The organism is Shewanella sp. SG41-4 (assembly GCF_014164505.1).
Lineage (GTDB): Bacteria > Pseudomonadota > Gammaproteobacteria > Enterobacterales > Shewanellaceae > Shewanella.
The window spans coordinates 1-25,501 of record NZ_JACJFI010000035.1 but is presented as its reverse complement, the minus strand read 5'-3'; the positions used below and the strand labels follow the sequence as shown (position 1 = coordinate 25,501).

The 25,501-nt window shown below is 42.6% G+C and carries 25 protein-coding genes and 1 pseudogene; 4 read left to right on the top strand and 22 right to left on the bottom strand.

From position 1 onward, the window contains the following. The coding region (locus H5202_RS05680; RefSeq protein WP_443019338.1) for a DUF7450 family protein at window positions 1-654 on the top strand (654 nt) is incomplete at its 5' end. 99 nt (window positions 655-753) lie between these two features. On the opposite strand, the gene H5202_RS05675 is transcribed toward H5202_RS05680, so the two are convergent. From H5202_RS05675 to H5202_RS05595, 17 genes are all read right to left on the bottom strand, one after another. Beyond that, entirely contained in the window at window positions 754-1,623 is an 870-nt protein-coding gene (locus H5202_RS05675) for an EamA family transporter (RefSeq protein WP_182771199.1), read from the bottom strand. A 270-nt stretch (window positions 1,624-1,893) separates the two neighbouring features. Beyond that, on the bottom strand, window positions 1,894-2,337 hold the full coding sequence (locus H5202_RS05670; protein WP_182771198.1) for a GNAT family N-acetyltransferase: 444 nt from the start codon (window positions 2,335-2,337) through the stop codon (window positions 1,894-1,896). A gap of 115 nt (window positions 2,338-2,452) precedes the next feature. Then, a complete protein-coding gene (locus H5202_RS05665; protein ID WP_011635558.1) occupies window positions 2,453-2,839 on the bottom strand; it encodes a DUF2306 domain-containing protein in 387 nt (128 codons plus the stop codon). 70 nt (window positions 2,840-2,909) lie between these two features. Continuing rightward, window positions 2,910-3,626, bottom strand: coding sequence for a ZIP family metal transporter (locus H5202_RS05660; protein WP_182771197.1), 717 nt, complete (start codon window positions 3,624-3,626; stop codon window positions 2,910-2,912). Between the two features lie 131 nt (window positions 3,627-3,757). Next, complete coding sequence (locus H5202_RS05655; protein WP_182771196.1) at window positions 3,758-4,750, bottom strand: alpha/beta fold hydrolase; 993 nt, start codon at window positions 4,748-4,750, stop codon at window positions 3,758-3,760. A 94-nt stretch (window positions 4,751-4,844) separates the two neighbouring features. Next, window positions 4,845-5,768, bottom strand: a complete 924-nt coding sequence (locus H5202_RS05650) for a formate/nitrite transporter family protein (RefSeq protein WP_182771195.1) — start codon at window positions 5,766-5,768, stop codon at window positions 4,845-4,847. Between the two features lie 257 nt (window positions 5,769-6,025). Next, window positions 6,026-6,823 (bottom strand): EcsC family protein, encoded by a 798-nt coding sequence (locus tag H5202_RS05645; RefSeq protein ID WP_182771194.1) that lies wholly within the window; start codon window positions 6,821-6,823, stop codon window positions 6,026-6,028. Window positions 6,824-7,069: 246 nt separating this feature from the next. Beyond that, complete coding sequence (locus tag H5202_RS05640; RefSeq protein WP_182771193.1) at window positions 7,070-7,846, bottom strand: polymorphic toxin-type HINT domain-containing protein; 777 nt, start codon at window positions 7,844-7,846, stop codon at window positions 7,070-7,072. A 166-nt stretch (window positions 7,847-8,012) separates the two neighbouring features. Continuing rightward, window positions 8,013-8,402: a septal ring lytic transglycosylase RlpA family protein gene (locus H5202_RS05635; protein ID WP_182771192.1), complete on the bottom strand. Its 390-nt coding sequence runs from the start codon at window positions 8,400-8,402 to the stop codon at window positions 8,013-8,015. A gap of 260 nt (window positions 8,403-8,662) precedes the next feature. Next, a complete protein-coding gene (locus tag H5202_RS05630; protein WP_182771191.1) occupies window positions 8,663-9,679 on the bottom strand; it encodes a formate dehydrogenase subunit gamma in 1,017 nt (338 codons plus the stop codon). A 48-nt stretch (window positions 9,680-9,727) separates the two neighbouring features. Beyond that, window positions 9,728-10,324, bottom strand: coding sequence for a formate dehydrogenase FDH3 subunit beta (gene fdh3B, locus H5202_RS05625; RefSeq protein ID WP_101087451.1), 597 nt, complete (start codon window positions 10,322-10,324; stop codon window positions 9,728-9,730). Window positions 10,325-10,349: 25 nt separating this feature from the next. Further along, entirely contained in the window at window positions 10,350-13,199 is a 2,850-nt protein-coding gene (locus H5202_RS05620; RefSeq protein WP_182771200.1) for a formate dehydrogenase subunit alpha, read from the bottom strand. A gap of 16 nt (window positions 13,200-13,215) precedes the next feature. Next, window positions 13,216-13,413 carry a twin-arginine translocation pathway signal gene (locus H5202_RS05615; protein ID WP_011635548.1) on the bottom strand — a complete coding sequence of 66 codons (198 nt, stop codon included), beginning with the start codon at window positions 13,411-13,413 and terminating at the stop codon, window positions 13,216-13,218. Window positions 13,414-13,464: 51 nt separating this feature from the next. Beyond that, window positions 13,465-14,130: a TorD/DmsD family molecular chaperone gene (locus H5202_RS05610; protein WP_182771190.1), complete on the bottom strand. Its 666-nt coding sequence runs from the start codon at window positions 14,128-14,130 to the stop codon at window positions 13,465-13,467. Window positions 14,131-14,140: 10 nt separating this feature from the next. After that, the gene (locus H5202_RS05605; protein ID WP_182771189.1) at window positions 14,141-15,820 is read right to left on the bottom strand and encodes a 4Fe-4S binding protein; all 1,680 of its coding nucleotides are present in this window, start codon (window positions 15,818-15,820) and stop codon (window positions 14,141-14,143) included. Window positions 15,821-15,973: 153 nt separating this feature from the next. Then, on the bottom strand, window positions 15,974-16,639 hold the full coding sequence (locus tag H5202_RS05600; RefSeq protein WP_182771188.1) for a DUF3306 domain-containing protein: 666 nt from the start codon (window positions 16,637-16,639) through the stop codon (window positions 15,974-15,976). After that, complete coding sequence (locus H5202_RS05595; protein ID WP_182771187.1) at window positions 16,636-17,103, bottom strand: DUF3305 domain-containing protein; 468 nt, start codon at window positions 17,101-17,103, stop codon at window positions 16,636-16,638. Before H5202_RS05595 ends, H5202_RS05600 begins: the two co-directional genes overlap by 4 nt. Window positions 17,104-17,450: 347 nt before the next feature. On the opposite strand from H5202_RS05595, the gene H5202_RS05590 reads away from it, so the two are divergent. After that, window positions 17,451-18,305, top strand: a complete 855-nt coding sequence (locus H5202_RS05590; RefSeq protein WP_182771186.1) for a formate dehydrogenase accessory sulfurtransferase FdhD — start codon at window positions 17,451-17,453, stop codon at window positions 18,303-18,305. On the opposite strand, the gene rlmF is transcribed toward H5202_RS05590, so the two are convergent. Together rlmF and H5202_RS05580 are read right to left on the bottom strand one after the other, a co-directional pair. Continuing rightward, window positions 18,302-19,384 carry a 23S rRNA (adenine(1618)-N(6))-methyltransferase RlmF gene (rlmF, locus tag H5202_RS05585; protein ID WP_182771185.1) on the bottom strand — a complete coding sequence of 361 codons (1,083 nt, stop codon included), beginning with the start codon at window positions 19,382-19,384 and terminating at the stop codon, window positions 18,302-18,304. The genes H5202_RS05590 and rlmF overlap by 4 nt on opposite strands. Continuing rightward, on the bottom strand, window positions 19,384-19,785 hold the full coding sequence (locus tag H5202_RS05580) for a flagellar basal body-associated protein FliL (RefSeq protein ID WP_011635541.1): 402 nt from the start codon (window positions 19,783-19,785) through the stop codon (window positions 19,384-19,386). The genes rlmF and H5202_RS05580 overlap by 1 nt, the downstream gene beginning before the upstream one ends. Window positions 19,786-19,911: 126 nt before the next feature. On the opposite strand from H5202_RS05580, the gene H5202_RS05575 reads away from it, so the two are divergent. Next, entirely contained in the window at window positions 19,912-20,526 is a 615-nt protein-coding gene (locus H5202_RS05575) for a chorismate--pyruvate lyase family protein (protein WP_182771184.1), read from the top strand. A gap of 90 nt (window positions 20,527-20,616) precedes the next feature. On the opposite strand, the gene H5202_RS05570 is transcribed toward H5202_RS05575, so the two are convergent. The 3 genes from H5202_RS05570 to H5202_RS05560 form a co-directional block, all read right to left on the bottom strand. Continuing rightward, complete coding sequence (locus H5202_RS05570; protein WP_182771183.1) at window positions 20,617-23,451, bottom strand: immune inhibitor A domain-containing protein; 2,835 nt, start codon at window positions 23,449-23,451, stop codon at window positions 20,617-20,619. Further along, window positions 23,451-23,768, bottom strand: coding sequence for a hypothetical protein (locus H5202_RS05565; protein WP_182771182.1), 318 nt, complete (start codon window positions 23,766-23,768; stop codon window positions 23,451-23,453). Before H5202_RS05565 ends, H5202_RS05570 begins: the two co-directional genes overlap by 1 nt. A gap of 207 nt (window positions 23,769-23,975) precedes the next feature. Next, window positions 23,976-24,572, bottom strand: coding sequence for a YhgN family NAAT transporter (locus H5202_RS05560; protein ID WP_041412685.1), 597 nt, complete (start codon window positions 24,570-24,572; stop codon window positions 23,976-23,978). 317 nt (window positions 24,573-24,889) lie between these two features. Here H5202_RS05560 and H5202_RS05555 point away from each other — a divergent pair. After that, window positions 24,890-25,501, top strand: a pseudogene (locus H5202_RS05555) (metal transporter); the annotation flags it as partial.

The window sequence follows — 25,501 nt, the reverse complement described above, 5'->3', positions numbered from 1 at the left end:
CCTAATGCGAGCCAAATTAATACGTTGATAGCAGGATCGTTATCTAATGCTCCGTCTCCCTATTTATTCCCCGGCTCTGTCGCGGGAGGCACCTCACCCTGGGGAACGATGAACTTCCCTCTAGCCAGTAATGTCAATGCTAATAATTTTCGCTGGGCTTGGTCGACGAGTAATCTAGCAAAAAAAACCTATTCAGTATTTACCGCTGCCTGTGGGGATATCGTTGAAGCGGCATCGGTTGAAGTCCATATGCCTGGAGAACACTTCCAATGTTATGGGGTGCAGAAAGGAGATGCTCTTCGTGAAGAAACCATCATGATAGAAGATCAGTTTGGTAAAACGCGTGCGGTTTTGGGTAAGCCAGTATTGTTATGTAATCCTTCAAGCAAGATCCACAACGACAAGATGTATAAAATTCGAAATGAAAAGCGCCATATGGTGTGTTATGACTTAATCAAGCAAAGCAAAGTGAGAAACTACAATCTAGAAATCAATAACCAATTTGCACCGGATCAGATAGTCAATGATCAACGAGAGCTGTTCTGTGTACCGTCGAGTAAAAAACACTTAAAGCCAGTCAAGCCAGGTAAACCCGGTAAGCCGATCCCAAGAGAAATGCAGAGAGCGGAAATGAAGCCATTGAAGCAGCAATAAAATAGCCGTTAACAAGGGAGAAAAAAGTCAGTGGATAACCCCACTGACTTTTTTAATAATATCAATAAATAGAAGTTAAAACGAAACGACGGCTCAGTCTTATACGCCCATCTCAACGGCTTTTTTAGGCGTGAAACTACTGCCTATTGAGGCAATAATCACCAAACCAATAGCAGACCACTGTAGCAAGGTTAATTGCTCACTTAAAATCACAAAACCAGCCAATGCGGCGATGGCAGGTTCTAGACTCATTAGCACGCTAAAGGCCTGTGTTGGCATGTTTCTAAGGGCTATCATTTCCAAAGAATAAGGTAAGGCGCTAGAAAGCACCCCTACCAATAAGCCAAGAGGCAACACTTCCCAACTAATTAACGCTAAGCCTTGGCTTATTGCGCCAACAGGCACTAACACCACTGCAGCAACAGTCATCCCGAGAGCAACTGTAATACCGCCTGATGCCTGCTTACCAGTACGGGTGCCAAATAAAATGTATCCAGCCCAACATGCTCCCGCCCCCAACGCCATTAATGCACCGACTAAATCGAGGCCTTGTGTACTAGACAAGCTTGGCATAAGAAGCAAAATACCCGCTATCGCACAGGCAACCCAAAACAAATCACTTTTCCGTTTAGACCCAAACAATGCCACCGCCAAAGGGCCGGTAAACTCTAATGCTACAGCTATTCCAAGTGGAATCCGTTCAATGGCTAAGTAAAACAGGATATTCATCCCACCTAAACACAGACCATAAATAATTATACTCTGCCAATCTCGGCCTTTGGGTAATGCTCTCCATGGACGAAACACGACCCAAAGTACGGCTGCTGCAAAACCTAAACGTAATGCAGTAGTCCCTTCAGGCCCAACCAATGGGAAAAGTTGTTTTGCTAAAGAAGCACCAGACTGAATGGTTATCATAGCCAACAAAACACTGCCGACAGCGGTCAGAAGTACGCGATTGATTTGCATCTAGAATATATCCAAAAAAAGAAAAACCTCAGAGTCGGCATTCTACCTGAGGCAAGTCAAACACGGCAGCACTTATTACCATCATGCGCAGAAGTCATACCATTGAGTAAATTGCGCCAGCCTCTAATTTACCTAGGCATTTTCATAATGGTTTTTGATAGGTTAATTGACCTAATAACACACATTTGTTACGAGCATTAGTAACATGGCATGTAAGGCAGGCTTACGCCGACTTAATAAATTTAGCCCACAGCTGCTTGTTTATTTGTTTCATTGTGGCTGCAAAAATTTAATAAATTCGATCTTACTCTCGGCAATTGATCCGTTATTCTCATAACCACAGATTTGATAGCCGCTCGCAATAAGCATCTGCAACATGGCCGGAAACTGGTTCATGGATTTAACCTTAATAGAATTAACACCATTCTCAATAGCCCATGACTCTTGAAGTAGCCGTAATTGAGAGGCCACTTTCATTTGGCGATGTTCAGGAATAACCCCTCCTAACCAACTGTAAAACTGACCATCAGGTAGCTCATAACCTACTTTAAAGCCGACAGGCTTGGCCTCATATCGAGCAACGAGAATTAAATAGTTTCTCCCAGCCAATCTGTTGCCAATAGAGTCTGCACATATGACATTTTCAAACTCTGGTGTTAATGCTAAGACATCCAAAACATCTGATACCGTTCCTGAACCAAATTGGTATTTCATAAGTCCACCATGTGTGCATTGTTTTTAACGTTTAGGTTAAACCATGTCATCCACTTAAGAGCTAAACTTACCATGGATAATAAAGTTTAAAAGCGTATTACAGTCAATCAACCAATTAGCTAAAAATCCAATCATGCAATAATCTACCCGGCATAAAAGCAAAGGTACCCGCGACAATGAGGCCACCACAATACAATATAATCATGCTTCGTTTGTGTCCTCGCACATTGCCTTTTTTAATATAAAAATAGCCAGCAGGAACCGCGTAAAGCGTTAGAAGACTTAACAAATGAATATAGCCAAAGTGATTCAAAAAACTTGCACCAAGTTGAGCAGGCATAAACAATGACACAATGGCAGTAAACAACATCAGCACCATATAAATTTTGCCTAGTGCTTTGTGTTTAGCAGTACCTTTTCGAACAACAAGTAAATAACTGCCAATGAAAAATGCTGGAACGACTGTGACTAAATGCAGATAAGATAAGTGACTGTAATCCATTTATTTTTTATTCCCTGATAACGACATTGATACTTGCAGAATTATTTAGCACTACGAAGTGGCACTGTGATCATGGCGAAGTTAACATTAATCCCAACATACCAAGGCAAAATCCAAACACAGCCCCCATTGGCGGTGCCCAACGTTTTTCTAATTTTACCTGAGGAGCCAAATCTTGAAATATGGAGTAAAGAATACCGCCCGATGCGAAAAGCATCACTGCAGCAATAATTTCTGGGGACTCTGATAACCACAAATAACCACACATTGCAGCGATAGGGCCTAACACTGCCATCAGACAAAACATGATAATAATTTTTTGGGGCTTATATGCAGAAGAGGCATTTAATTCTCGGTAGGCATTAAAACCTTCCGGCACATTTTGTAACGCGATTAACGCCGCCAGTAAAAATGCATTGTTACTTCCGGTTGCGAAAGCCGCACCTAGCGCGATAGATTCAGGAATAAAATCTGACAGCATTGCAGCAAGTTGAGTGGCAGGGGTATCTATTTTATTAAGGTAAATATCAAGGGCCATGAAGCTAAGCCCACCCACCATAAACCAAATACAAGCAGGTAATGGATTAAGATGTGCTATCCCTTCTGGCACTAACACTAAAGCAACAGCAGACAATAATGCTCCACCGCCAAATGCCATGACACTGTGTCTGAATTCCAGTTCAATCCACTCATTACCCACTTTTTCAAAACGGGCAATGATGGCGCCTAAAGGCATAGCCAAACCAGCAAGCAATGTTGATGCTATAACGGTTAGCAGCAAAGACATGATTTAATCCTTTAAAGGTAAACGCTGTTGCAACCAGCTATAACAGGTCATCACCATGAAATAATGAAACCCTTTCGGGTAATGACGAGTGTAACGAACATCGTAATAACTTTGGCTAGGTTATATGTTTATTATTGCTCAATAGCCTGATGAAATGCTGTTATAAAAACATCATAGTTTTCGAACTGGGGCATATGGCCCAACCCATCCAACTCAATCAGTACTGAGCCTTTAATTAGCTTCTGAGTATCAACACCCAAATTTTTATAATCACCTAACGTTCTGGTCACGCCTTCTTTTAACCAACCTTTACCAGGGCCAGTTTTATCTCTAGTACCAATAATAAGTACGGTTTTATTGGTGATCTGCGAAAATCTATCTACTATATTCTCTGAGAAAATAGGACCATAAGTTAACGCGTTATTCCAAGCAATAACTTGCCAGTCATCCCCAGCAAGCATCCCTTTCACAGGCACTAACAGTTGCTCGTATTCGCTGGACCATTTGCCGTCATAGTAGTTTGCTTTTTGATAATCCCTTGCTTTATCGAGTGTTTTAGCAAGTTCATTTTTATAGAAAAAGTTAACGTCTTTGAATTCAACATATTTGCTGTAATCCTCCAAACCAATGGGATTAATTAGAATCAATTTATTAACCGCATTAGAATAATTAGCCGCAAGTGTGGTCGCTAACATCCCGCCCATTGAATGACCAACCAGATCAAATTTTTTGATGTGTAAGCTATCCAATAACAACTTGGTATTGAGCGCTAGCTGCCCAAAGCTGTATTGGTAAAAATCGGGTTTTGAAGACTTACCAAAGCCAATTTGGTCCGGAATGATGACTCGGTAATTGTTTTTAAGTAAATCCTTAGCAACCCTTTCCCAATAATAGCCGGAGAAATTTTTACCGTGCAACAACACGATGACTTTGTCTGCGTTTTTATCGCCAATATCCATATAACGCATTTTTAAATCTTTATTTTGCGAGTTAACATTAAATGTCTTAACGTCAAAGGGATAATCAAACCCATCTAACTCTTTATTATACTTAACCGGATTTGCAGCAAATGCCTGTGATACCACAGCAAATAAAGTTATTAATACCAAACCAAATTTCTTCATATCACTCTCATTCAAATAAATTATACATCAACAACAAACTGCACCATGACAGCCATTTTGATTTAAAACAACATCTATCTTTTCAACAGGATACCTACATTTCTTGTCGGACTTGCCCATAAGCCAGCATCGCAAATAGTCCTGTACCGCCAATGATGTTACCTATTAGCATGGGGCCAATATGATGTGACAACGCAGTGAAAAAATTCATTTCGCCATTTAGCACTAGGCTAAATATCTCATTAGACCCCGCAATAACATGGGTAAACTCACCAGCAGCAATAAGCCATGTAAACATAATTATGACCAACACTTCAGATCCTTTCGCCGAAGGCAGCATCCACACCAATGCGGCAATAAAAAAGCCCGCTGGAATGCCACGCATTAATGTCTCTGAAGGCGTCAACTCTGCAACATGACGAGATATCTGGAGGATAGCGCTAAGGATGTCTTCTGTCAGAATGTTGCCGTGCACAACAATTGCTGCCGTAAAAAATGTGCCCACAAAGTTTGCGGCTAACACAATTCCCCATAAGCGAGCGGTGCAAACAAGACGACGTTGTGTAGTATTAGCGAGTAGCGGCAACACAACTGTTATGGTGTTCTCAGTAAACAATTGTAGTCTTGCTAAAATGACCAGTACAAAACCGAAAGTGTAACCAAGACTTTCTATAATAGATAAATAAGGGTGATCGGAACCGATGTTGCTACGGATAATACCTTCGGCCAAAACAGATGCTGAAATGCCTATACCTGCAGCTATTCCGGACCACCACAACGACATAAGCGGCCGCTCTAGTTCTTCCTGACCTTCACGCATAATAATAGAATAAACCGTAAGGGATGAAAGACTGCCATGCTCAATCACAGCTTCACGCTCAGAGCCTGTCAGCGATATCTCTTGTTGCGTAGGCTCGCTCTCGCGCACTTCATGCTTTTCAACCTTGTCATCAGACTTTCTATCATTGGTTATTGACGACTTGGTGTTTTCGGCCTGATCAGATCCATGTTGTGTCATATTGATATCCTTCCTTAGCTTAAATCTAGCGTGAAGTCCCATTTAAGTGTATAAATAATAGATGTTTTATATCATCAATTCAACAAACGCTAATGTCCCGAAAATGGCTAAAAAACATGTTTTTGTAGATGATGTATTAATCGTATGTTGATATTGTATTAATCATGTACTGCGAGATTATGCTTATTTATCTCCGCTCTGATTAACTGATGAGATAAGTAAATCCAAATCAGAATCGTTGAAAAACTCATCGAAAATTATTTATTACCATTCTTGGGTAACGAATGATAAGCGTTCTTTACTGTTTCGTACCCATATATACGCTCTAATTTTCTAACAATAAAATGACCTCGCGCCATATCTTGGAAGTGATCAATAAACAAAGTATTGATTATTGCACCGCCTGCGGCACCGATAGCAGGTACAGCTTGCGCAGCTGCTTTTTGAGTCACTTGAACACCAAATTTTTCTGCTATTTTGGTAATAAGTTTAACTAAAATAGGCGCGGCTTCATCGGTAATACCTTTTTTGACCATAAACTCGGCGGCTTCTGAGACCGATTTTGCCAGAGCAGCTCTTACTGCAAAATATCCGGATTCACTACCATCATCTAAATCACTTTCGCCTCCAAGAGCAAATACCTCTAAACAAGCCATTTTGGTTTCTAGAGTGGTAATTAACTCACCTTCACTACGAGCGATATCAGCTATAGAGCGCAACATGATTGATGTCGAAATAGGGAGCTCAACAGCTATTGCTGCTAACCCAAAAAAACCACCTACACCGCCACTAACCGCTACGCCTAATTTATGCCAAAGATTAGACGATTCTTCTCCGGGAATATCTTTCATGGTAAATATTGCCGCTTCAGACGCTTTAATTAGCGATTTCTCTGTCACTTTCGCGATATTTTTATTCCAGTTAGCAGGCAATAACGCTAACCCTTTTTCAATAGGAGTGCCGATAAAATTGGTTATTTTTACTGCGAGACCAGGGTTTTCTAATAGTGATTTAGCGACTAAAAGCTCTTTTTTATGTGACTCTGAAATAATCAAATAACCCCCTTAGCGGTGCAGTAAGCTAACTCTGCGGTTATGCTTTCAAACTTAAAAAGCACTTACAACTAATTTGAAGTAAAAGGCCGCTAGTTGCAAATCAACTTAACGCGCTTATTCGACAATACTTGCTTAACGCAAACCTGTTCAAAACAGCGAACACGGCTTATGGCTTAAGTCTCAGGTTAATTAAGCAAAAAATGACTTTGTAGACTTCATAAATGATGGGAAAAATGTAGCTGAGAGTTATTTATCTCGTGGCGGCAAATAGTCACGACCGTCTTTAGGCAAATTACTCACCCCTTCAGTGGAGTCATTTAGCGCGCTGCCATAATTATCACGACAGTAAACACAAGGGCTCATTTTATTCACAAAGCGGCCTTTCTTAGTATATTTCCTCAAGTATGCATGTGAAATACTTACATTGCCTCGATGCAATCCTCCAATAACACCACTAAGATCACCCACTTTTTGTCTCAAATCACTTACAGCGGCATCTTCAGCGCACATGCTGTCATCGGCACGGCCCCAGCCTATGGCTTCTTTGCTGGGATCGCTGTGCAAAAATTTCGCCGCGACCCAAGGGCCACCGTGGTGTCCGGTTGGCTTACCATCGGGGAAATTCGAGGGCCTATTCGCCAGCTCGTAAGCAATACGCTCAAGCTTATCTATTGGGGATCTCTCACAGAGAGTGTCATGAAATCCTGGGCGCGCTGTGGTCACAAAATAATTATGATTATGGCTTATTTTTAAGTCGCGGTAATGGGCTGAACCTTCAACTTTATTTATGGTTTCTATTTTAGCGATAGCATCACTGCAAGCTAATATTTGGTCACCCACATTCAGCTCTACAGCCTTTATCCATTCCTTTGTAATAAGGTAAAAATGGTGTTCCTCGACAACAAGCATCGACGTTTCTAATTCACCTATAGAATATTCAATCTCGATCATATCTTTAGCAACACTTCCGAATAGTTGTTTAATTGAGTTAATTTCACGACTCACAAAATTAATTTTAAACAATGGCTTGCTAGAAACCGGCCTCTTATAAAAGCTCAGCTAACAAAAGTAAAACCAAACAGTATGCTAAATATTAGTCTGTAAACTACACAGATACAGCCATTTGGTCATTATGCTAGAATTCTCTTCGATGCCGAGTCAGCAACCTATATAGCGGCATAGCAAAGTACTAGCGGACGACTTCAATGTTAACGTTAATTAAACCTGTCGATATATTGCCTATGCTGGTGAAAGCAGACTTTGAAAGATCAATGATGCGTCCTTTAACAAACGGACCACGATCATTAATTTTAACGATAACACTCTTACCATTTTTGGTATTGGTCACTTTTACATTAGAGCCAAATGGTAGCGTTTTATGAGCAGCAGTTTTTTGATTATGTTGATAGATATCACCGCTAGCAGTTTTGTTGTTTTGATGCCTATCACTATAGTACGAAGCTTGGCCAGACTCAGTGAAGCCTATCCTATTGCTATCAGCACCAGGTTGAATAGTAGAGCAACCTACCAAAATAAAGGCAAAGAGTAAAAATTGGATATTTCGTAAAATGGCTACCATTGTTTGTCTTTTAGTTCTTCATATAACGAGCCTGCAGAATGGCTGGTTATCTGGATAATTTAATAATATCCTGCACACTAACTGAGTTTGAACAGTGATTCAAATTAAACCGCCATCATCTACTGCAATCAATTCGACTCATTACCTGCATCCTAAAACTTATTAATGTTCCAGCAGCAATAAAAAAACACCTTGTTAGTTACCCAACAAGGTGTTTTATCTCTGCCATCAACTTGGTGCATTAACACCAGGAAGCAGGGTTACTCTTTGTATTTTAAGCTGCCATCGGCTTTGATTTCGTCGTACCACACATTGTGGTGTTGCGAAGCCCAGTTTTCGTCGCAATAGCCAGATACCATACACTCCATACCGCCTTCACTGAGTACGGTCGCCATCCAAATATGTACAATGGTAAATGCGATTAAAATCGTCGCACTTAAGCCATGAACAAGTAAAGCGATCATTGACAGTTCGCGCGGTAAATCTAGTGTTGGAAACACTAGCATTATGCCGGTTATGCTGATGCTTAGACCAAAAATAGCTAAAGTCCAGAACCACATTTTTTCACCCGCGTTAGCAAATCCACTGTCTGGATGCTTGCCTTTAAACGGGCCAAAATTAATGTAGCCACCCACCACTAAAAACCATTTCAAGTCATACATTTTGAAGGTTTGTAGTGGCATCCATTTGATAACACACAACAGCCAAGACACCATAAAAATGGGGCTAGACCAGTCATGGGCAAACTTGCTAAAGGCGATGATCCCAGCCCAAATACCGTCACCGACATAAGGGGCTAAGAAATGGCGTCCGAGCATAATGATTAAACCGGTTAGCATCATGGTTAGGCATGAAATTGCCATAATCCAATGTAACCAGAGATCACTTTTGTTCCAACGAAGTACCATTTTTCCCGAAAAGCCTTTACTCAGTTTTGATGGACCATTAACTAAGTAAAACACTAAAAAGGCTGCAAAAACGCCGACAACGGCTAAGCCTAGTGCGGGTTTTAAATAGGTATTTCGCAACTCCTTGCCTTCATTACCAGCTACATTTATCAGCACATCAGCATCAAGGCCTTTGTCTGTACTGTATCCAGGTTCGCCGGCTTTTACTGCGCGCCAGAGATCTGCATCACTGGTTTTAGACTTTGCTTGTTGCTGACTTGATTGTCCATCAGCGGCATACACCATTGATGTAACCAACCCCAATCCCATACACAGAACCAACAGAGCAAACATCCTGCGCAGTGATTTGTTTAACGTTAAAGTTAACATTGTCACTCCTTATATGACTGCGAAAACTTTCGCAGCCATTGCTCTGGGTTAGATCATTTCGCCTGTTTTAGGATTGTAGCCCCAAATCACATTTGGATTACCGCGTGCCGCCATACGCTGACGGTAAATGTCAGACACTATGCCTGCATCACCAGCCAACAATGCTTTAGTTGAACAAAGCTCAGCACACATTGGTAATTTGCCTTCAGCAATACGGTTTGAACCGTATTTTAGACGCTCGGCTTCTGAATGATCTTCTTCTGGGCCACCAGCACAGAAAGTACACTTATCCATTTTGCCACGGCTACCAAATGCAGACTTTTTAGGGAACTGCGGTGCACCAAATGGGCAAGCATAGAAGCAATAGCCACAACCGATACAGGTATCTTTGTTATGTAGCACAATGCCGTCTTCGGTACGGTAGAAACAGTCGGCCGGACATACAGCCATACATGGTGCATCGGTACAATGCATACATGCTACTGAGATTGACGCTTCTCCTGGTTCACCATCATTAAGCGTTACCACTCGGCGACGCTGAATACCCCACTCTAAAGCAGAGTCGTTTTCGTTTTTACATGCTGTGACGCAACCGTTACACTCGATGCAGCGTTTGGTGTCACACAGAAATTTCATGACTGCCATAATGGCTTATCTCCTCATCAAGTGTTTAGGCTTTGCTTATTTGACACAAGCTAGACTTGGTCTCTTGCATTTGCGTTACGACATCATAACCATAGGTCATTACGGTATTGGCAGATTCGCCAATCACATAAGGAACGGTTCCTTCAGGGTAGTTTTTGGCTAAACTCTTGCCTTCAAATACGCCTGCAAAGTGGTATGGCATAAAACATTCACCCGCTATAACACGTGGTGTAACCATTGCCTTAACGGTAATTTTGGCACCTTCTGGACTGTGAACAAATACGTCATCGCCGTCACGTAAACCGCGATCTGCAGCATCAGCTGGATTGATCTCGATAAACATTTCTTGCTGTAGTTCAGCAAGCCAAGGGTTACAACGGGTTTCTTCACCACCACCTTCGTATTCAACCAAACGTCCGGTTGTTACTGCTAGTGGGTAGTCGGTAGCAAAATCCTTGTCTTGAATGGTTTTATAAAGCGTTGGTAGACGAGCCACCATACGGTCTTCATAAGTAGGGTATTTAGCCACTAAGTCACGACGAGGGGTGTATAACGGTTCACGATGTAATGGAATGTCGTCAGGGAAGTTCCACACGATACAACGCGCTTTAGCGTTACCGTAAGGAATACAACCATGCTTAATTGCTACACGTTGAATACCGCCAGAGATATCAGTTTTCCAGTTTTTGCCTTCAGCTTTGACTTTTTCTTCTGCTGTTAGGTCGTCCCACCAGCCAAGCTGCTTAAGCATGTCTGCAGTAAACTCTGGGTAACCATCTTCAATTTCAGATCCTTTAGAGAAAGAGCCTTCAGCAAGTATGTTATTACCTTCATGCTCAACACCATAACGTGCACGGAAGTTACCACCACCGTCTTTCACTTCACGTCCGGTGCGATACAAAATTTGCGTGCCCGGATGCTTGTTTTCAGGTGTGCCCCAACATGGCCAAGGTAAACCATAGGTTTCGCCTTTAGCTGGGCCGCCAGGTGCTTCAAGTGAGTTAACGTCGAATGTGCCCCAGTTTTCTTGGTGCATTTTCAAACGCTCCGGGCTTTGGCCTGTATAACCAATAGTCCACATACCTGTGTTAAATTCACGGGTGATATCTTCAACTAATGGCTCATCGCCATTAACCTTGATGTGCTTACAGAATTGGTCCGCAACGCCCCATTTTTTGGCCAGTTTATACATGATGGTGTGATCAGGTAATGACTCAAATAATGGTTCGATAACTTGCGTACGCCACTGTAGTGAACGGTTTGAAGCAGACACTGAACCATACGTTTCAAACTGAGTTGCCGCGGGTAATAAATACACTCCATCTTGGCGCTCGTGCATTACAGCTGCCATAGTTGGAAATGGATCGACGACTACAATGGTATCCATTTTATTCAGTGCTTCACGTACTTCGCGACCACGGGTTTCGGTGTTAACTGACTGACCCCAAAAGAATCCCAGACGAATATTGTCTTTTTGGGCAATCTTGGTTTTGTCTTCTAACACACCATCGTGCCAACGCGAACAAGGAATACCGGCTGATGTTTGTGGCGATTGACCTAAGTATTCACCTTGATCAAAACGCTCAGAAACCCACTTTGGTTCAAGGTCCCACACATTAGCCCAGTGATCCCATGCTCCAGAGGTTAAGCCGTAATAACCTGGTAAGTTATCAAATAACAAACCAAAGTCAGTCGCACCCTGTACGTTATCGTGACCACGGAAAATGTTGGTTCCGCCGCCTTCTATACCCATGTTGCCAAGGGCAAGCTGTAAAATACAGTACGCGCGAGTATTAGCATTACCAATATGATGCTGAGTACCACCCATACACCAAACGATAGTACCAGGCTTAGTTTCTGCCATCATTTTCGCAACACGGTACATTTGTGCTTTTGGCACACCGGCAATGTGTTCGACTTCTTCTGGAGTGTATTTTTTCACTTCTTCTTTGATACGTTCCATGCCGTATACACGTTGAGAAATGAATGAATCATCCTGCCAGCCGTTTTCGAAAATGTGCCATAACAGACCATAAATAAATGGAATGTCAGTACCTGGGCGAATATGGACATATTCATCAGATTTAGCCGCTGTACGGGTAAAACGTGGATCGACTACGATGATTTTGGCACCGCGTTCTTTACCAATTAAAATGTGTTGCATCGCCACTGGGTGAGCTTCACATGGGTTAGATCCAATAAACATCATGCATTTTGAATTGCGGATGTCGTTAAACGAGTTAGTTTGCGCACCGTAGCCCCAAGTGTTTGCAACACCGGCTACCGTGGTAGAGTGACAAATACGAGCTGAGTGATCGACGTTGTTAGTGCCCCACATTGCTGCTAATTTGCGATACATATAAGCTTGTTCGTTTGAAAATTTAGCACTACCCATAAAGTAAACTGAATCAGGACCAGACTCTTGACGAATCGACTCCATTTTGTCGCCCACTTCATTGATGGCTTGATCCCATGATAGACGCTTCCATTTACCACCTTCTAGCTTCATTGGGTATTTTAAGCGTTTTTCACCATGACCATGCTCACGTAATGCTGCGCCTTTAGCACAGTGTCCACCTTGGTTAAATGGATGATCGAACGCAGGCTCTTGCCCTGTCCATACACCATTTTGAACTTCAGCATAAACACCACAACCTACTGAACAATGTGAACAAATCGTCCGTTTTATTTCTGTAGGTGCGTTGTGCGGTACATCTTTAGCTTCAGCTTTACGCATCATACCTGCGCCAAGCATTGAAGCCGCTGCAATACCACCGGTCGCCAAACTGGCAGACTTGAGGAATTGACGTCGGTTAAGACCTAGGCCTGACTTTTCAGCTTTGGCGGCCGTGTCTGTTTTGCGGGTTAATCGCATCACACACTCTCCTTTGTTATTTGCTTAACGAAGCATAGTAATTGCGAATATGCTCTGTTTCGCGATAGTTATTACCCGTAGGCTCTTCTGTAGACGGTTTAGTGACTTGCGCAAGTGCAGGTGCACTGACACTGGCCACAGCACCTGCCGCACTGCCGAGCGCTAATGCTTTGAGCATTTGACGACGACCCATGTCGGAAGCTTGCTTTTTCATATGGTCTCCTTGTTGATATTAAAGATGAGGCTGAATAAGCCGTCATCCAATTTAGTTAATTTGTACAACCTCTTCTTCAAGCGGATCTAAGTCAGCACTACCTGGACAATTCACCGGAATATCCAAACTCAGTTGTTCAAATTCATTGGCTTCAGCGGTAAAAAATGCTTTAGCTAATTGCGCGACATTTAGGTAAAAATTGGCACTAGGTGTTTTAGCCAAATTATCGCAAAAACGTAAAATCCAACTGCCAATATGGCGTTGATAAAACGCTAATTGACGGTAACCTGGTGCTTCCAAAATTAAGCAGCCCATGACTTCGCATAATGCCGCGACATGGTCTTCTGGTTCTTTTACATTATCTTCACGTTCAAAGCCTAGTAGCATCAGGTCACTACGCAATGCCGCTAAGGGTTTATCCATTAAAGAGCCGGTCATGAACCAGCTGCCATAAGGCATGATCTCACCACTGCCGACACCTAAGAAGATGGCAAAGTATTCATCTTCTAAAGTATTGGTATCACTATTTTCTGCCGCCAGTTTTAACGCATTCCATGCTTGACTCATGGTATTGCCATCCTCGGCCTCTACCTCTAAACCTGCTAAGAACTGTAATAATTCAGTATTAGGTTGGCGACGAAATAACGCAGCCAGCAACTGATATATATCGGCTCTTAACTGATCATTCTCACTTACTTGTCTTCCTGCTTCTGTCATAGGAGATCTCTTATTGCAATTGCTTTTCTGGATCGTCAAGGAAGTCTTCAAACATGTCTTTTACACGGCAATCGCCACACATTTTCAAACGTTCAATATTGGCGCTAAACGCACTATGTTCACCCACCATCTCAATTATTTTTTTCACCATTGATTGGGTGGCAAATTCACTACCACATCGAATACATTCAAACGGAGGCTCATGTTTTAATACTTGAACTTGTTGTCTTGTAGACTGATTGAAGTTGATTTGAGGTAGTAAACTAATGACGTTTTCGGGACAGGCAGCTTCACATAAACCGCATTGGACGCAATCTTGCTCAACAAACTTAAGAGCAGGAGCGTCGCCGCCATCCTTTAACGCTTGGGTTGGACACGTTGCCACACACGACAAGCATAATGTGCACTTGTCACTGTTGATGCTAACCATACCGTAGGGAATATTCGCCATGGTTAACACGTCATCAACACCTGCAGCTTGACCGTTAAGATGGTCAATTGCTTGGAACATAGTACTGCGTTTTACATTGGTGTTAGGTTCGATAGGGTTCAAAGTCATCGGCATGATTACTGGCCAAGCTAAGCTAACGGCTAGCGCGTCATCTAACTGGGTTAACTCTGACGGTGTAATTAAACGAATCCGTTGTGGCTGCCCCATTTGGTCGAGTATGCGATTCGCTAATGTAGACTCACCTTTCAACATTTGCAGTAATGTTGGTGCCGTAACCGGAGTGTGTAGAATTAAAATTTCGCGTGCACCATTGGCTAATGCAGCCAACCAATGATCAATACTTGCTACAGTGATTTCTTCCATTGCAACAGGTAACACGTCACCACTTAACTGCTCGTTAATCCATTCTGCGCCAGCTTCATTGTCATGAAATAATATCACTGGAGCTGTTTGCGCTTCTTGACGATAACGACTAATTAGCTTTTCGAGGTAAGTATGCAGTGAGGCTGGGGTTGGTAAGTCATAGCTTAGCGCCCCAGTTGGGCATGCATTAGTACAGCTGCCTGCGCCATGACAAAGATAAGGGTCAATTTCAATTTTATGGGCGATGCTACTAATGGCATCTGCAGGGCAAAAGTTTAAACAACGATTACACCCGTTTAATCCGTGCTTATCATGGGCACAAATATCGCTGTTAACCCTGACATAACGTGGTTTATCAAACTGACCGATTAACTCTGGAATACTGGCAATCGCATCGGCAAGTAAATCGCTGTCTTGGCCAACATAAAAGTAACCAGGAGGAAGCATTTCAAGGTTAATACATGGGTTGTGGCTTAAATCGAGCACAATATCAAAGTGTGCTTGGCGAATGGATACCACACTTAATTCTGTAATACCGCTTTCACTTTCAACTTTGACCTGAAACTGGCCTAAAAAACCTTTTACGCTGGCTAATTTATTGTAATAACTTTCGACATCAGTAGCCGCATTCATCACCGCTTCAAGGTGAGTTTCATCTTGGTTAGTGATAGCCTCATTGGCTAAAATGACTCGGCTTGCCATAGTGGACAATTTGTCCGCAGCTAAACGCGCCAGATCTTCAGGCCCAATTATAAGCACATGCCCCTGGGTGGTATAACTAACAGTGGGCGGAATTAAATTTTGCAAAATCTGCGTATTCGCCATCACCTGTTGTCGTGCTTGTTTCAGCTGTGGCTGGTTTTTTCTTATACTCATTGCGTTCCCAATTATCGGTTTTTATACCTCATTAACAGTGACAGCTCGGTTCACTGTTCACGCTTATTGCACGTTGTTAATTGACATAAACTTGCTCTAAATCTGTAAATAACGGTTGTTATGAGTGTCACATTCATCTGGTGACTGTCGTTATTACGCTTTCGCCTCATCACTGGCGACAGCTTGCTTTAGCAGATCATCATTCTGGTAAAGCGGTTGTTCTGCTGGAGATAACGTCTCAATCGTTGTTGCATCATTATCGGCTAAATCGATTGAGTCCTCTTCGGCTATCGAGTCGGTTTCTTCGGTTTGTTCAGCTAATTCGGTTGGTACTAATTCAGTTTGTTCATCTAATTCCGTTTGCGCTAAGTCAGCATCAATCTCTGGCTCAGGCTTTTCTTTTTCAATGACATATCGAAATACTTTACTGGCCAGCTCGGCGGATACTTCCGCTGACAATAGCGGTTGATTGGTATAATCCAGCGCATATTCAAGTAACCCATCGATATGACCATATTGCGGCTGTTTCCATAACGCTCGCAGCGCAGCAGCTTTAGTGGTTGGGTCGACACTTTTGGCCATAAAACGGGCAAAACTGCCACCTACTTCAATTGTACTTGGGTCTGGTAATGCTTCGGGCTCTGCCACCTCATCAGCATCAATTTCGCTAACGTCTTGAGGTGATTCAGCTGTTAGTATGTTGAAGTCATCAGGCTTTTCTTGTGCCTGTTGCAATAACTCTTCTTGCTGAGCCTCTTCAGCAACCCGCTGACGCCGAATTTCCCAACGGTTAAGAAGACCTTCTGCTTTATCGTTCATTGCATTTTTCCAGAGCGGTTAGCGCTCGGCCCTTCATTTTTACGACGGTTAACATGCTTGCGTCTATGGGCACTGATTTCCACTTCGCCGTGACGAGTAATGAATGCCTCTATCCAACAGGCAATTGCGCTAGGCATTGGAATGTTGAGCACTGGTGTATCTGACTCAAGACAACCGGCACTGACATGTTGGTCGGCAGATATCATCGCTGGAACCCATGTGCCATCAATTAATTCGTCGCACACAATAAAAAGTGTCGCATTGTCCATATCAAGATTGATGCGATAACTACCACGTTGATCTTTGTATAATTCCAGAGGCACCAAAACAGCATTGTCTGGCTGTGGCTGTGTTGCTGGAACCATTTGGTCGAGCTCCCAGCGAACTGATGTCCAGCGGCCTACTTGGGTTTGAACCTTTTTCAATGAAACATACATTGGCCAAATCGTGTCGGTGTGTTGCATGGTAATGCTTACCTCTGACATGAATATGTGTATTGAAATACACTTGATTGATTCGTTTATAATTAAAATAGGAGCAAAAATGATGCCAACTAAAAAGTAAAATTAACTTTGAACTAGATCCCGAAATCTCCCTTAAGAATAGGACAATATGTCCACAGTGCAATTTTAGGTGGGACATTAATACGCGCCAAATGCATGGAATTTGTGAAGATTTGCGCCAGATCACGCTTAGGCTAGTTGTTTGTAGTTTAGGGAATAATAATTGCTATGCTCATCAGGTGTTGAAGCAGGCAAACGCTGCCTATTCTTACCATTTATGAATGACCCACTAAGAGGCTATCTCGCTTATGACTCAATCTGTTTCAGCCACATCTTTGCAGCGCAATGCAATAAAGTTCGTGAAAACTAATACTCAGGTACCGCTCACCATTGCAGTTAAAGCCATCAACGAACAAGGCCAAATCGTCGATAAATTTGTCGCCTGTGAACGCCCATTAACCGTCTACTTAAACTGGCGTCCTATCGTAACCTTAATGACATTGGGGGCTAAACCAGAGTCTCTCACTATTGGCTACTTAAAAAACCAAGGGTTTATAAGCGAGTTAAGTTTATTAGAGTCGGTTATTGTTGATTGGGAAGTCAGTTCTGCTGCGGTAATTACCCAAGAAATTTCTGAAGATATTGAGCAGAAGTTGGCCGAAAAAACGGTGACATCCGGTTGTGGCCAAGGCACTGTTTATGGTGGATTTTTACAAGGCTTGGATGAGATTGATTTACCCACTCCATCACTAAAACAATCTACTATTTATGCCTTACTCGGCAATATCAATGCTTATAATGAAACTTACAAAAATGCCGGAGCGGTGCATGGTTGCGGAATATGCCAAGACGAACAGATTTTAGCATTCGTTGAAGATGTTGGCCGCCACAATGCCGTAGATACGTTGGCGGGAGATATGTGGTTGGATCAGCAATCGGGCCACGATAAGATTTTCTACACTACAGGTCGGTTAACATCAGAAATGGTTATCAAAGTCGCCAAAATGGGCATACCGGTATTGTTGTCACGCAGTGGTGTTACCCAAATGGGCTTAGATTTGGCTAAACAGATGGGCATTACCTTGATAGCTCGCGCCAAAGGACGACATTTTTTGGTGTATCACGGCAGTGAAACGATAGAGTTTGATGCTACTAAAGATTAAGGACGTAATGTGGCCCATTGTTGGCGTATTTCTGGGGTTAAAAAGCTCCACGCTAAAATACGGGTCGCTTTATTACCTTGTGTCATCTCAATAGTTTTTACTTCCACAGCATTAAGCTGTTTAAGTAATTGATAACAAGGTTTGAGATTGTCTGATTTTGACACGAGTGACGTAAACCATAGCACTTGGTTAGCATAATCATGGCTTTGCTTGATCATGTTGGCTAAGAATTTTTGCTCACCACCATCACACCATAACTCGGCTTTTTGACCACCAAAATTAAGTGTTGGTTTAGCTTGGCTAACCACTAACTTACGCGATTGCTGACCATGTTTCTGTTGCTGGTTTTTAGCTAGATTTTTGACTTTTCGTAATGAACCTTCTGAAGCTTCAGCAAGTGAGCCATGAAACGGTGGATTGCACAAAGTGACATCAAAATATTCATCTGCAGCGATAATATTCTTAAATACATGCTCAGGTTGCGGCTGTAACCTTAACTGTAAATGAGTGGCAATCTGGATATTTTGCTGGGCAATTTTAGCGACATTGTCGATAGAGACGGGATCAATATCCGATGCCACAAATTGCCAACCGTAGGCTTGAATACCCAGTAACGGGTAAATACCATTTGCTCCCGTGCCGATATCTAACCCTCGAATACCAGCTCCTTTAACTACGTTGCCATTAACCGCTAATAAATCAGCAATGTAATGCAAGTAGTCCACTCGCCCAGGTACTGGCGGGCACAAATATCCTTCAGGAATGTCCCAACCGTTAATGTGATATTCGCTCAACAATAATGCTGCATTGAGGCTTTTTACCGCTTTAGGGTCAGCAAAATCTATAGAAGGATTACCGTAAGGGTTTGGCCGCACAAAAGTGGCTAACGCTGGCATTGCAATGATCAACGCAGCAAAGTCATAACCCTGTAGATGAGCATTACGCGGATGCAATGCTTTTGATAACACCGGCTTGTTGGGCTTTTCTGAAACAGGATTAACCTTGGTCGCAGATCGGCTTGGCGAGCGCTTACCTGTATTATGCTTGGCTCGCATCGGTGGCGTTATTGAGCGGGTCATTAATCGTATAAATATTTAGTAAATAATAAGTTAACCACAATAGAGCGACCAACTTCTTGTTCCATAAGGCGATTGACCGTCTCATAGCATTCACGGCGGATCTCTTCACGCCCAGATAAGGACTTAACCTTTTCCTCTGACTGATTACCCAAAATTTCAACAATGGCTGAGCGTAACAAAGGATCGTGATGCTCTAAACTCATCAAATCGTTCGGGTCTTTTACCATTAATTCGACACTGATTTTAACAAAGCCTAACTTTTTACGGTTAGAAATATAGTTAGTAACAATATCAGGCTCGAAGCCGTAATAAGCATAATCTTCGACAGCTGGTTCATCAGCAGCATGGACATTAAATGCGAAACAACACAGCATAACTAACGTTGAAACCAATTTTTTCATAGTGAGAGGCACCTTTTCAATGTGGAACGTTAATTAAATAAGCCATACTGCCCACTCCCTAGGAGTGTTTGCTCATCTTTGACATGATAGACTACTGCCGTTGAGATATATTGTAACGAGTTTTAGATGAACGTGACCAGTATTAGCTTTCCTTATGGTGAATCAATTCATTGGTTTTCGCCACAAAAAATCGATTCATTGCCTCATAGCCAACTTAAAGAGTGGCTATTAGCAACCGGAAGTTTGACCCAACGCCTCAGGACACACTGCACACTCTTTGAAGTAAAAGTGTTAGGCGAGCATTTACTTGAACCTCTAGCGGATGAATTTCCTGCTCAAACCAACCCAGTTTGGGTTCGCGAGGTTTTATTGTGCCTTGACGGTACTCCATGGGTATTTGCTCGTACACTGATCCCACAAACTATTTTAGGCACTCAATCGTCTAATTATCAAAATGCTGATGATAAACAGATTCGTGAGCAACAGAATGATTTTACTCGCCTTGGCACTCGGCCTTTAGGTGAATTATTGTTTAGTAGCCCAGATATTACTCCCGGCAATATTGAAGTCGCTCAGTTTGAAACTTGTGGCCGTTTAGCAGCCTTAGCCACCAGCTTAAATCAACAGGTTACTAGCAGCTTGTGGGGCCGTAGACGTTACTTTAACTTGCATGGGTCACAGCTTATTGTTAGCGAAATATTTCTGCCTGCGGCTGTCGACTATATCAATCAAAGCACTTAAGGTTAACGCTACTCAGCATCTTGTAAACTTAACTCAGTAATCAAAATAAAAAACGCCCTTATGGGCGTTTCTGTTGTTTGCTACGAGAGATTAAACTCGTTTACGCTGGTAGCCTAATAGACCGAGCATTAATACACTTAACCAACCAAAACTACCTCCGCCGCTACCACTATCTGTTGTGGCTGGAGTAGTCACTGCCACTATTGGTGACGATACTGTGATTGCTTGACTGGCTGTCGACTCGTTACCCTGAGAGTCTGTGGTTTTTAAGGTAATAGTATAACTGCCAGCGGTGGTGTAAGTATGACTTGGATTTTGAGCTGTACTAGTATTGCTATCGCCAAAACTCCATTGATAAGTCAAATTACCAAAACCTTGGCTAGAGGTGTTTGTCAGAGACACTGTTAAGTCAGTTTGAGCCAAGGTAAAAGCCGCCACTGGCAGAATAACCACTCGAACGACTTCAGTTGCAGTCACGGTATTACCCGCACCATCTGTAACAATCACACTGACGCTATAATCACCCGATGCGGAATAAGTATAGCTAGGGGCAGTATCGGTACTGGTGGCATTATTCACGCCAAACGACCATGAATACGTATAATCAGTGCCACCACTAACAACTACATTAAAGCTGACATCGGCACCTGTTGCTTGTGCATTAATGTCGGCTACAAGTGTCACCGGTGGTAGCACGCTGCTGTCAGATAAAGCAAACTCAACGGTTGCTGTACTGCTGTCAGTTGCTTGCTCTGTTACTTGCATTGTTAAGCCTAGCTCAGGCAAAATCATCCCAGCCATTGGCTTTAATGGCGCACTATAATCACGATTGTCGTCAAATAGCGGCTCGGAAGCTAAGTGGTTGTCGCCACTGTATGTACTTTGGGCAAATATGCTAAATGCCGCATCGCGAATTTGCACATCTGTAGATTCGCTGCCAATCAGATTTTGGTCTGCATCGACCACACCAATTAGCCCTTTTCCTGGATGCTCAGACACATTGTTATCGGTTTGATTAAAGTTTTCTAACCATAACAATACACCGGGTTCGTATTTATCATAAACCAATCCAGCGTCTACACCTTGATGACTGCGTAACTGCACAATGTAACGTCGCGCTTTACCAGGGAGACTGTCTTCAATACGGCTAAAACCAGATAACGTTGCAATGCCGTTTGATTCGGCGCCATCAATATAAAATGCCGTACCTTGGTTCGTTAATTGAATATCATCAATCGCCATACCATAATCACCAACGGCTTCATCGGTTTTATAGACCACACTGATTTGCACATTACGGCCGGCATATGCACTCAAATCAAATATTAGATCAACCCAAGAATCGCTTCCATACGCGGTACCAATGTTGCTCGACTTACCGCTAATAGAATGTTTTATCGTAGGATAAACTGAATTGGTATTGTTGGTGTAGTTACCTTCTATAGCAACACTATCAACCAACACCTGTACATAATCATAATCGTCTTCAATATTCCAATGGGCTTGAAATGATAATGCTAACGGCGTGTCTAATGGCAATGTCACATCAAATGACATGGCATTATTGATCATATTACCCTGACCTGAATAATACTGATATTGACCCGTTAACGGTGCTTTAAAAGCAACATCTTCAGCTGGGAGCGCAATAGATAATTGATTTACTGCATCGGTATTAACGGCATGATTAAGTTGCACCGCGGTACCGCTACTGGTTAAGTCAGCCAGTGATATATGCTGCTCATTAACCCACTTACCTTTGTATTTTTGCTGTAAGAAAGATTTTGCATATGGGCTAAACCCACTTGGTTGAGCACCAGCAATACTACCTGTCCAGCTACCGCCAGACATTAACGACCAAGAACCTACAGGTGAACCATCGCCGCCATTAGTGGTGTCGTACTCATCGGGTAAGCCTAAATCATGACCAAACTCGTGAGTACAGACTCCGGCTGCTGAATCGATAGGTTGTACGGTGTAACCGAATACCTTGATGCTGCGTCCAGGAATGACATAACCATTGCTATCCGAGTCGACATAATAACGATGCGACCATATGGCATCATCACCCAGCACACCACCACCAGCTTCTTCTCCCACGCTAGAATGAAACAGCATCACGTGATCGATAATACCGTCAGCTTCATCATAATTACCGTCGCTATCTATATCGAAAGGGTCTTCAATATCATAGCTTGCTAGTTCAGTATCACTCATACCGTCTACCGCTTTGGTGACCGCTTCTTTTACCAGCTCAGGTACGGCTTTATCATTGTCGTCTGAGTCATTGCCGCCATAATAGGCAGCATTATTGTCTGCGGTAACCCAGTCTTGTACTTGACCGGTAAAATAAAAACTATTGCCAGACACCGCCTGAAAATACTGATGTGCCGATTGCAGGGTTTGATTACTTGGGCCTGGAAAACCGGTTTGTGAAAATAGCAGTTGCTGATAATGTGATGCAGGGTAGCTGCTGTAATACATGTCAGTATCACCCACTTCAAGCTGGTTAGCATCATGAGGTAAATCAGGAAAGTCCACCAGCACAGCTAACACCTTTACCGTTTTGGTAATATCTTGATCGGCTAAGACTTTGTTATTTGCCGCGGAATATTGAGCATTTTTAGTATTTTTTTGCGCAGAACGTTTAATCCGTAATTGCTCAGCTTTTACCTCTATGGCAGCAGGCTTAAAAGTCGCATTTCGACCACGGCTAACAAAAGCATCTACTGCTGCTTGTTTTTCTGTTTCGCTGGCATCTGCACTCACTTCGCCGCGTTTAATTAACCAATACAACACTTGTTGTTCATTAATCAACCCTGCGTCAGCTGGTGTGCCAGTTTGCGGAGCCGCTACAGCCATGCTGCTACATGCAAGCAATAAGGATGAAACCGCTAACCCTTGATATTTAGTCAACTTACTCATTACGACTTACCTGTATTTGGTGTTGGTTTATGGCATTTTTCAAATGCTTGTTGGCGTTTAGTTATATAGTCAGCAACAATTTTATCTATTTGTGCTTGATCCATATCTGCGGTGATGAGGCCTTTCTTGCGCAAATTTTCAGTTAATTTAGTGCGATCACGCAAAGGTGGCATCGTACTCGGACCGCAATCTTTTATTAGCGGTTTGGTTGCCACTACCGTGGCCGATTGCTCGTCTACCTTTGATGCCGCAGACTGATTTTGACACCCTTGCAAGGTCATAAAAACAAGTCCCAACGTGACGATAATATATTTCATAAGTCACCCCAAACATTAATTACATGACATTAACAGTTGCAACCACAGGGTTACAATTAAATTAGACATTCTTTAATGTAAATAAATCTGTTCGATTAAAAATTAATTCAAATGGCTATAAAACCAGCACCCAAAAGCAGCAAGCCGACTCTGTTGAGTCGGCTTGCTGCAGTTACTTGGCACAATGTTTATCTATAACAATTTAGCTTAATTTACCGTGGAGTTGATATAATTTGATATTCCATCCAGTAACATTTGTACTGATATCATCACCAATACCATCCCCATTAGTCGCTCTACCGCTATTAAGCCTTTCTCACCAAGGATACGAGTAAACAACTTATAGAACATTAAAATAACGGCACTCATGCCCCATGCCGAGACCAACGCAATAGTCCAATCTGTCATGCGGCTGCTATCTGTGTGCGCCAATAGTATCAAGGCCGCTAAAATAGATGGACCAGCCATTAGCGGAATAGCCATCGGAACAATAAAAGGCTCTTCACCAGCAGCTAATCCAGCCACGCCACCAGGCGAAGGGAAGATCATTTTAATCGCAATTAAGAACAAGATAATGCCGCCCGCAATGCTAACGGATTCAGAACGTAAGTTCAGAAAGTTAAGAATAGCTTCACCAGCATACAAAAACGACAACATGATAACCAACGCAAATAACAATTCACGGATTAAGACTTTACGGCGTTTTTTGGGATCAATATGCCGCAATATGGAAGCGAATATAGGTAAATTACCCAGCGGATCCATAATCAAGAACAACATGACGGCTGCAGAAAAAATATCCATGGACAACAATCTTTTAATTAACAAAATATGGGCTACATTGTATACCCAACGCAGTAACATAAGCGATGAAAACAGCCTGTTTATTGATGATTACAAGGCGTTAGTTGTTAATAATAGTGAACAATGCCTCATCACAAATAGCCACATACGCTTGCCAAAGTGATGACCTGAGAAAGTTTTTTGGCTTTAACGTCAATGACTAGATCTGCATTCTCTATAGGTTCTAAGTAAATTTTTCAGCTTGAGATATTCACACGCTACAATACTGGTTTAAAATGGTATACTGCGTTGTTTTTTTCGATTTATTTCTGGATAACATGCTCTATCTAATCGCTAGCTGTATTGCACTGCTGTTTGGGCCACTTTTTTATCGCTTCTTTTCATCAGGTAGCGGATTACAAAAAGGCCTAGATGGATTTATATTCGTCTCCCTTGGCGGATTGGTGCTCATTCATATTTTGCCAGAACTGTTGGAGCATGGTGGGTTTATCACGCTATTGTTTGTCATGCTTGGCGTTTGGGGCCCGACAGCCAGTGAAAAACTGTTTCATCGATATTCAGAAATCACCCACAACATCACCCTCACACTCGGCATTGGCGGACTATTACTGCACACCATTACAGACGGTGGAGCGATGGTATTGGCACAACAAGAGGGTAATTCGACACTTCTAGCCTTAGGCGTGATCATGCACCGCCTACCTGTTGGCGTCGCTATTTGGTGGTTACTCAAACCTCAAGTCGGCACTCGATGGGCTAGCGCCGTTTTAGCTGCAATGATGGTATTAACCAGCGTCGGCTACTTTGCTGGCGAACATTTGTTAACTCAATTAAGCCTTGAAAACACGGTTTACTTGCAAGCCTTTGTTACCGGTTCTATTTTACACGTGGTATTACATCAACCTCATGGTCATCAACAAGAAGACAAG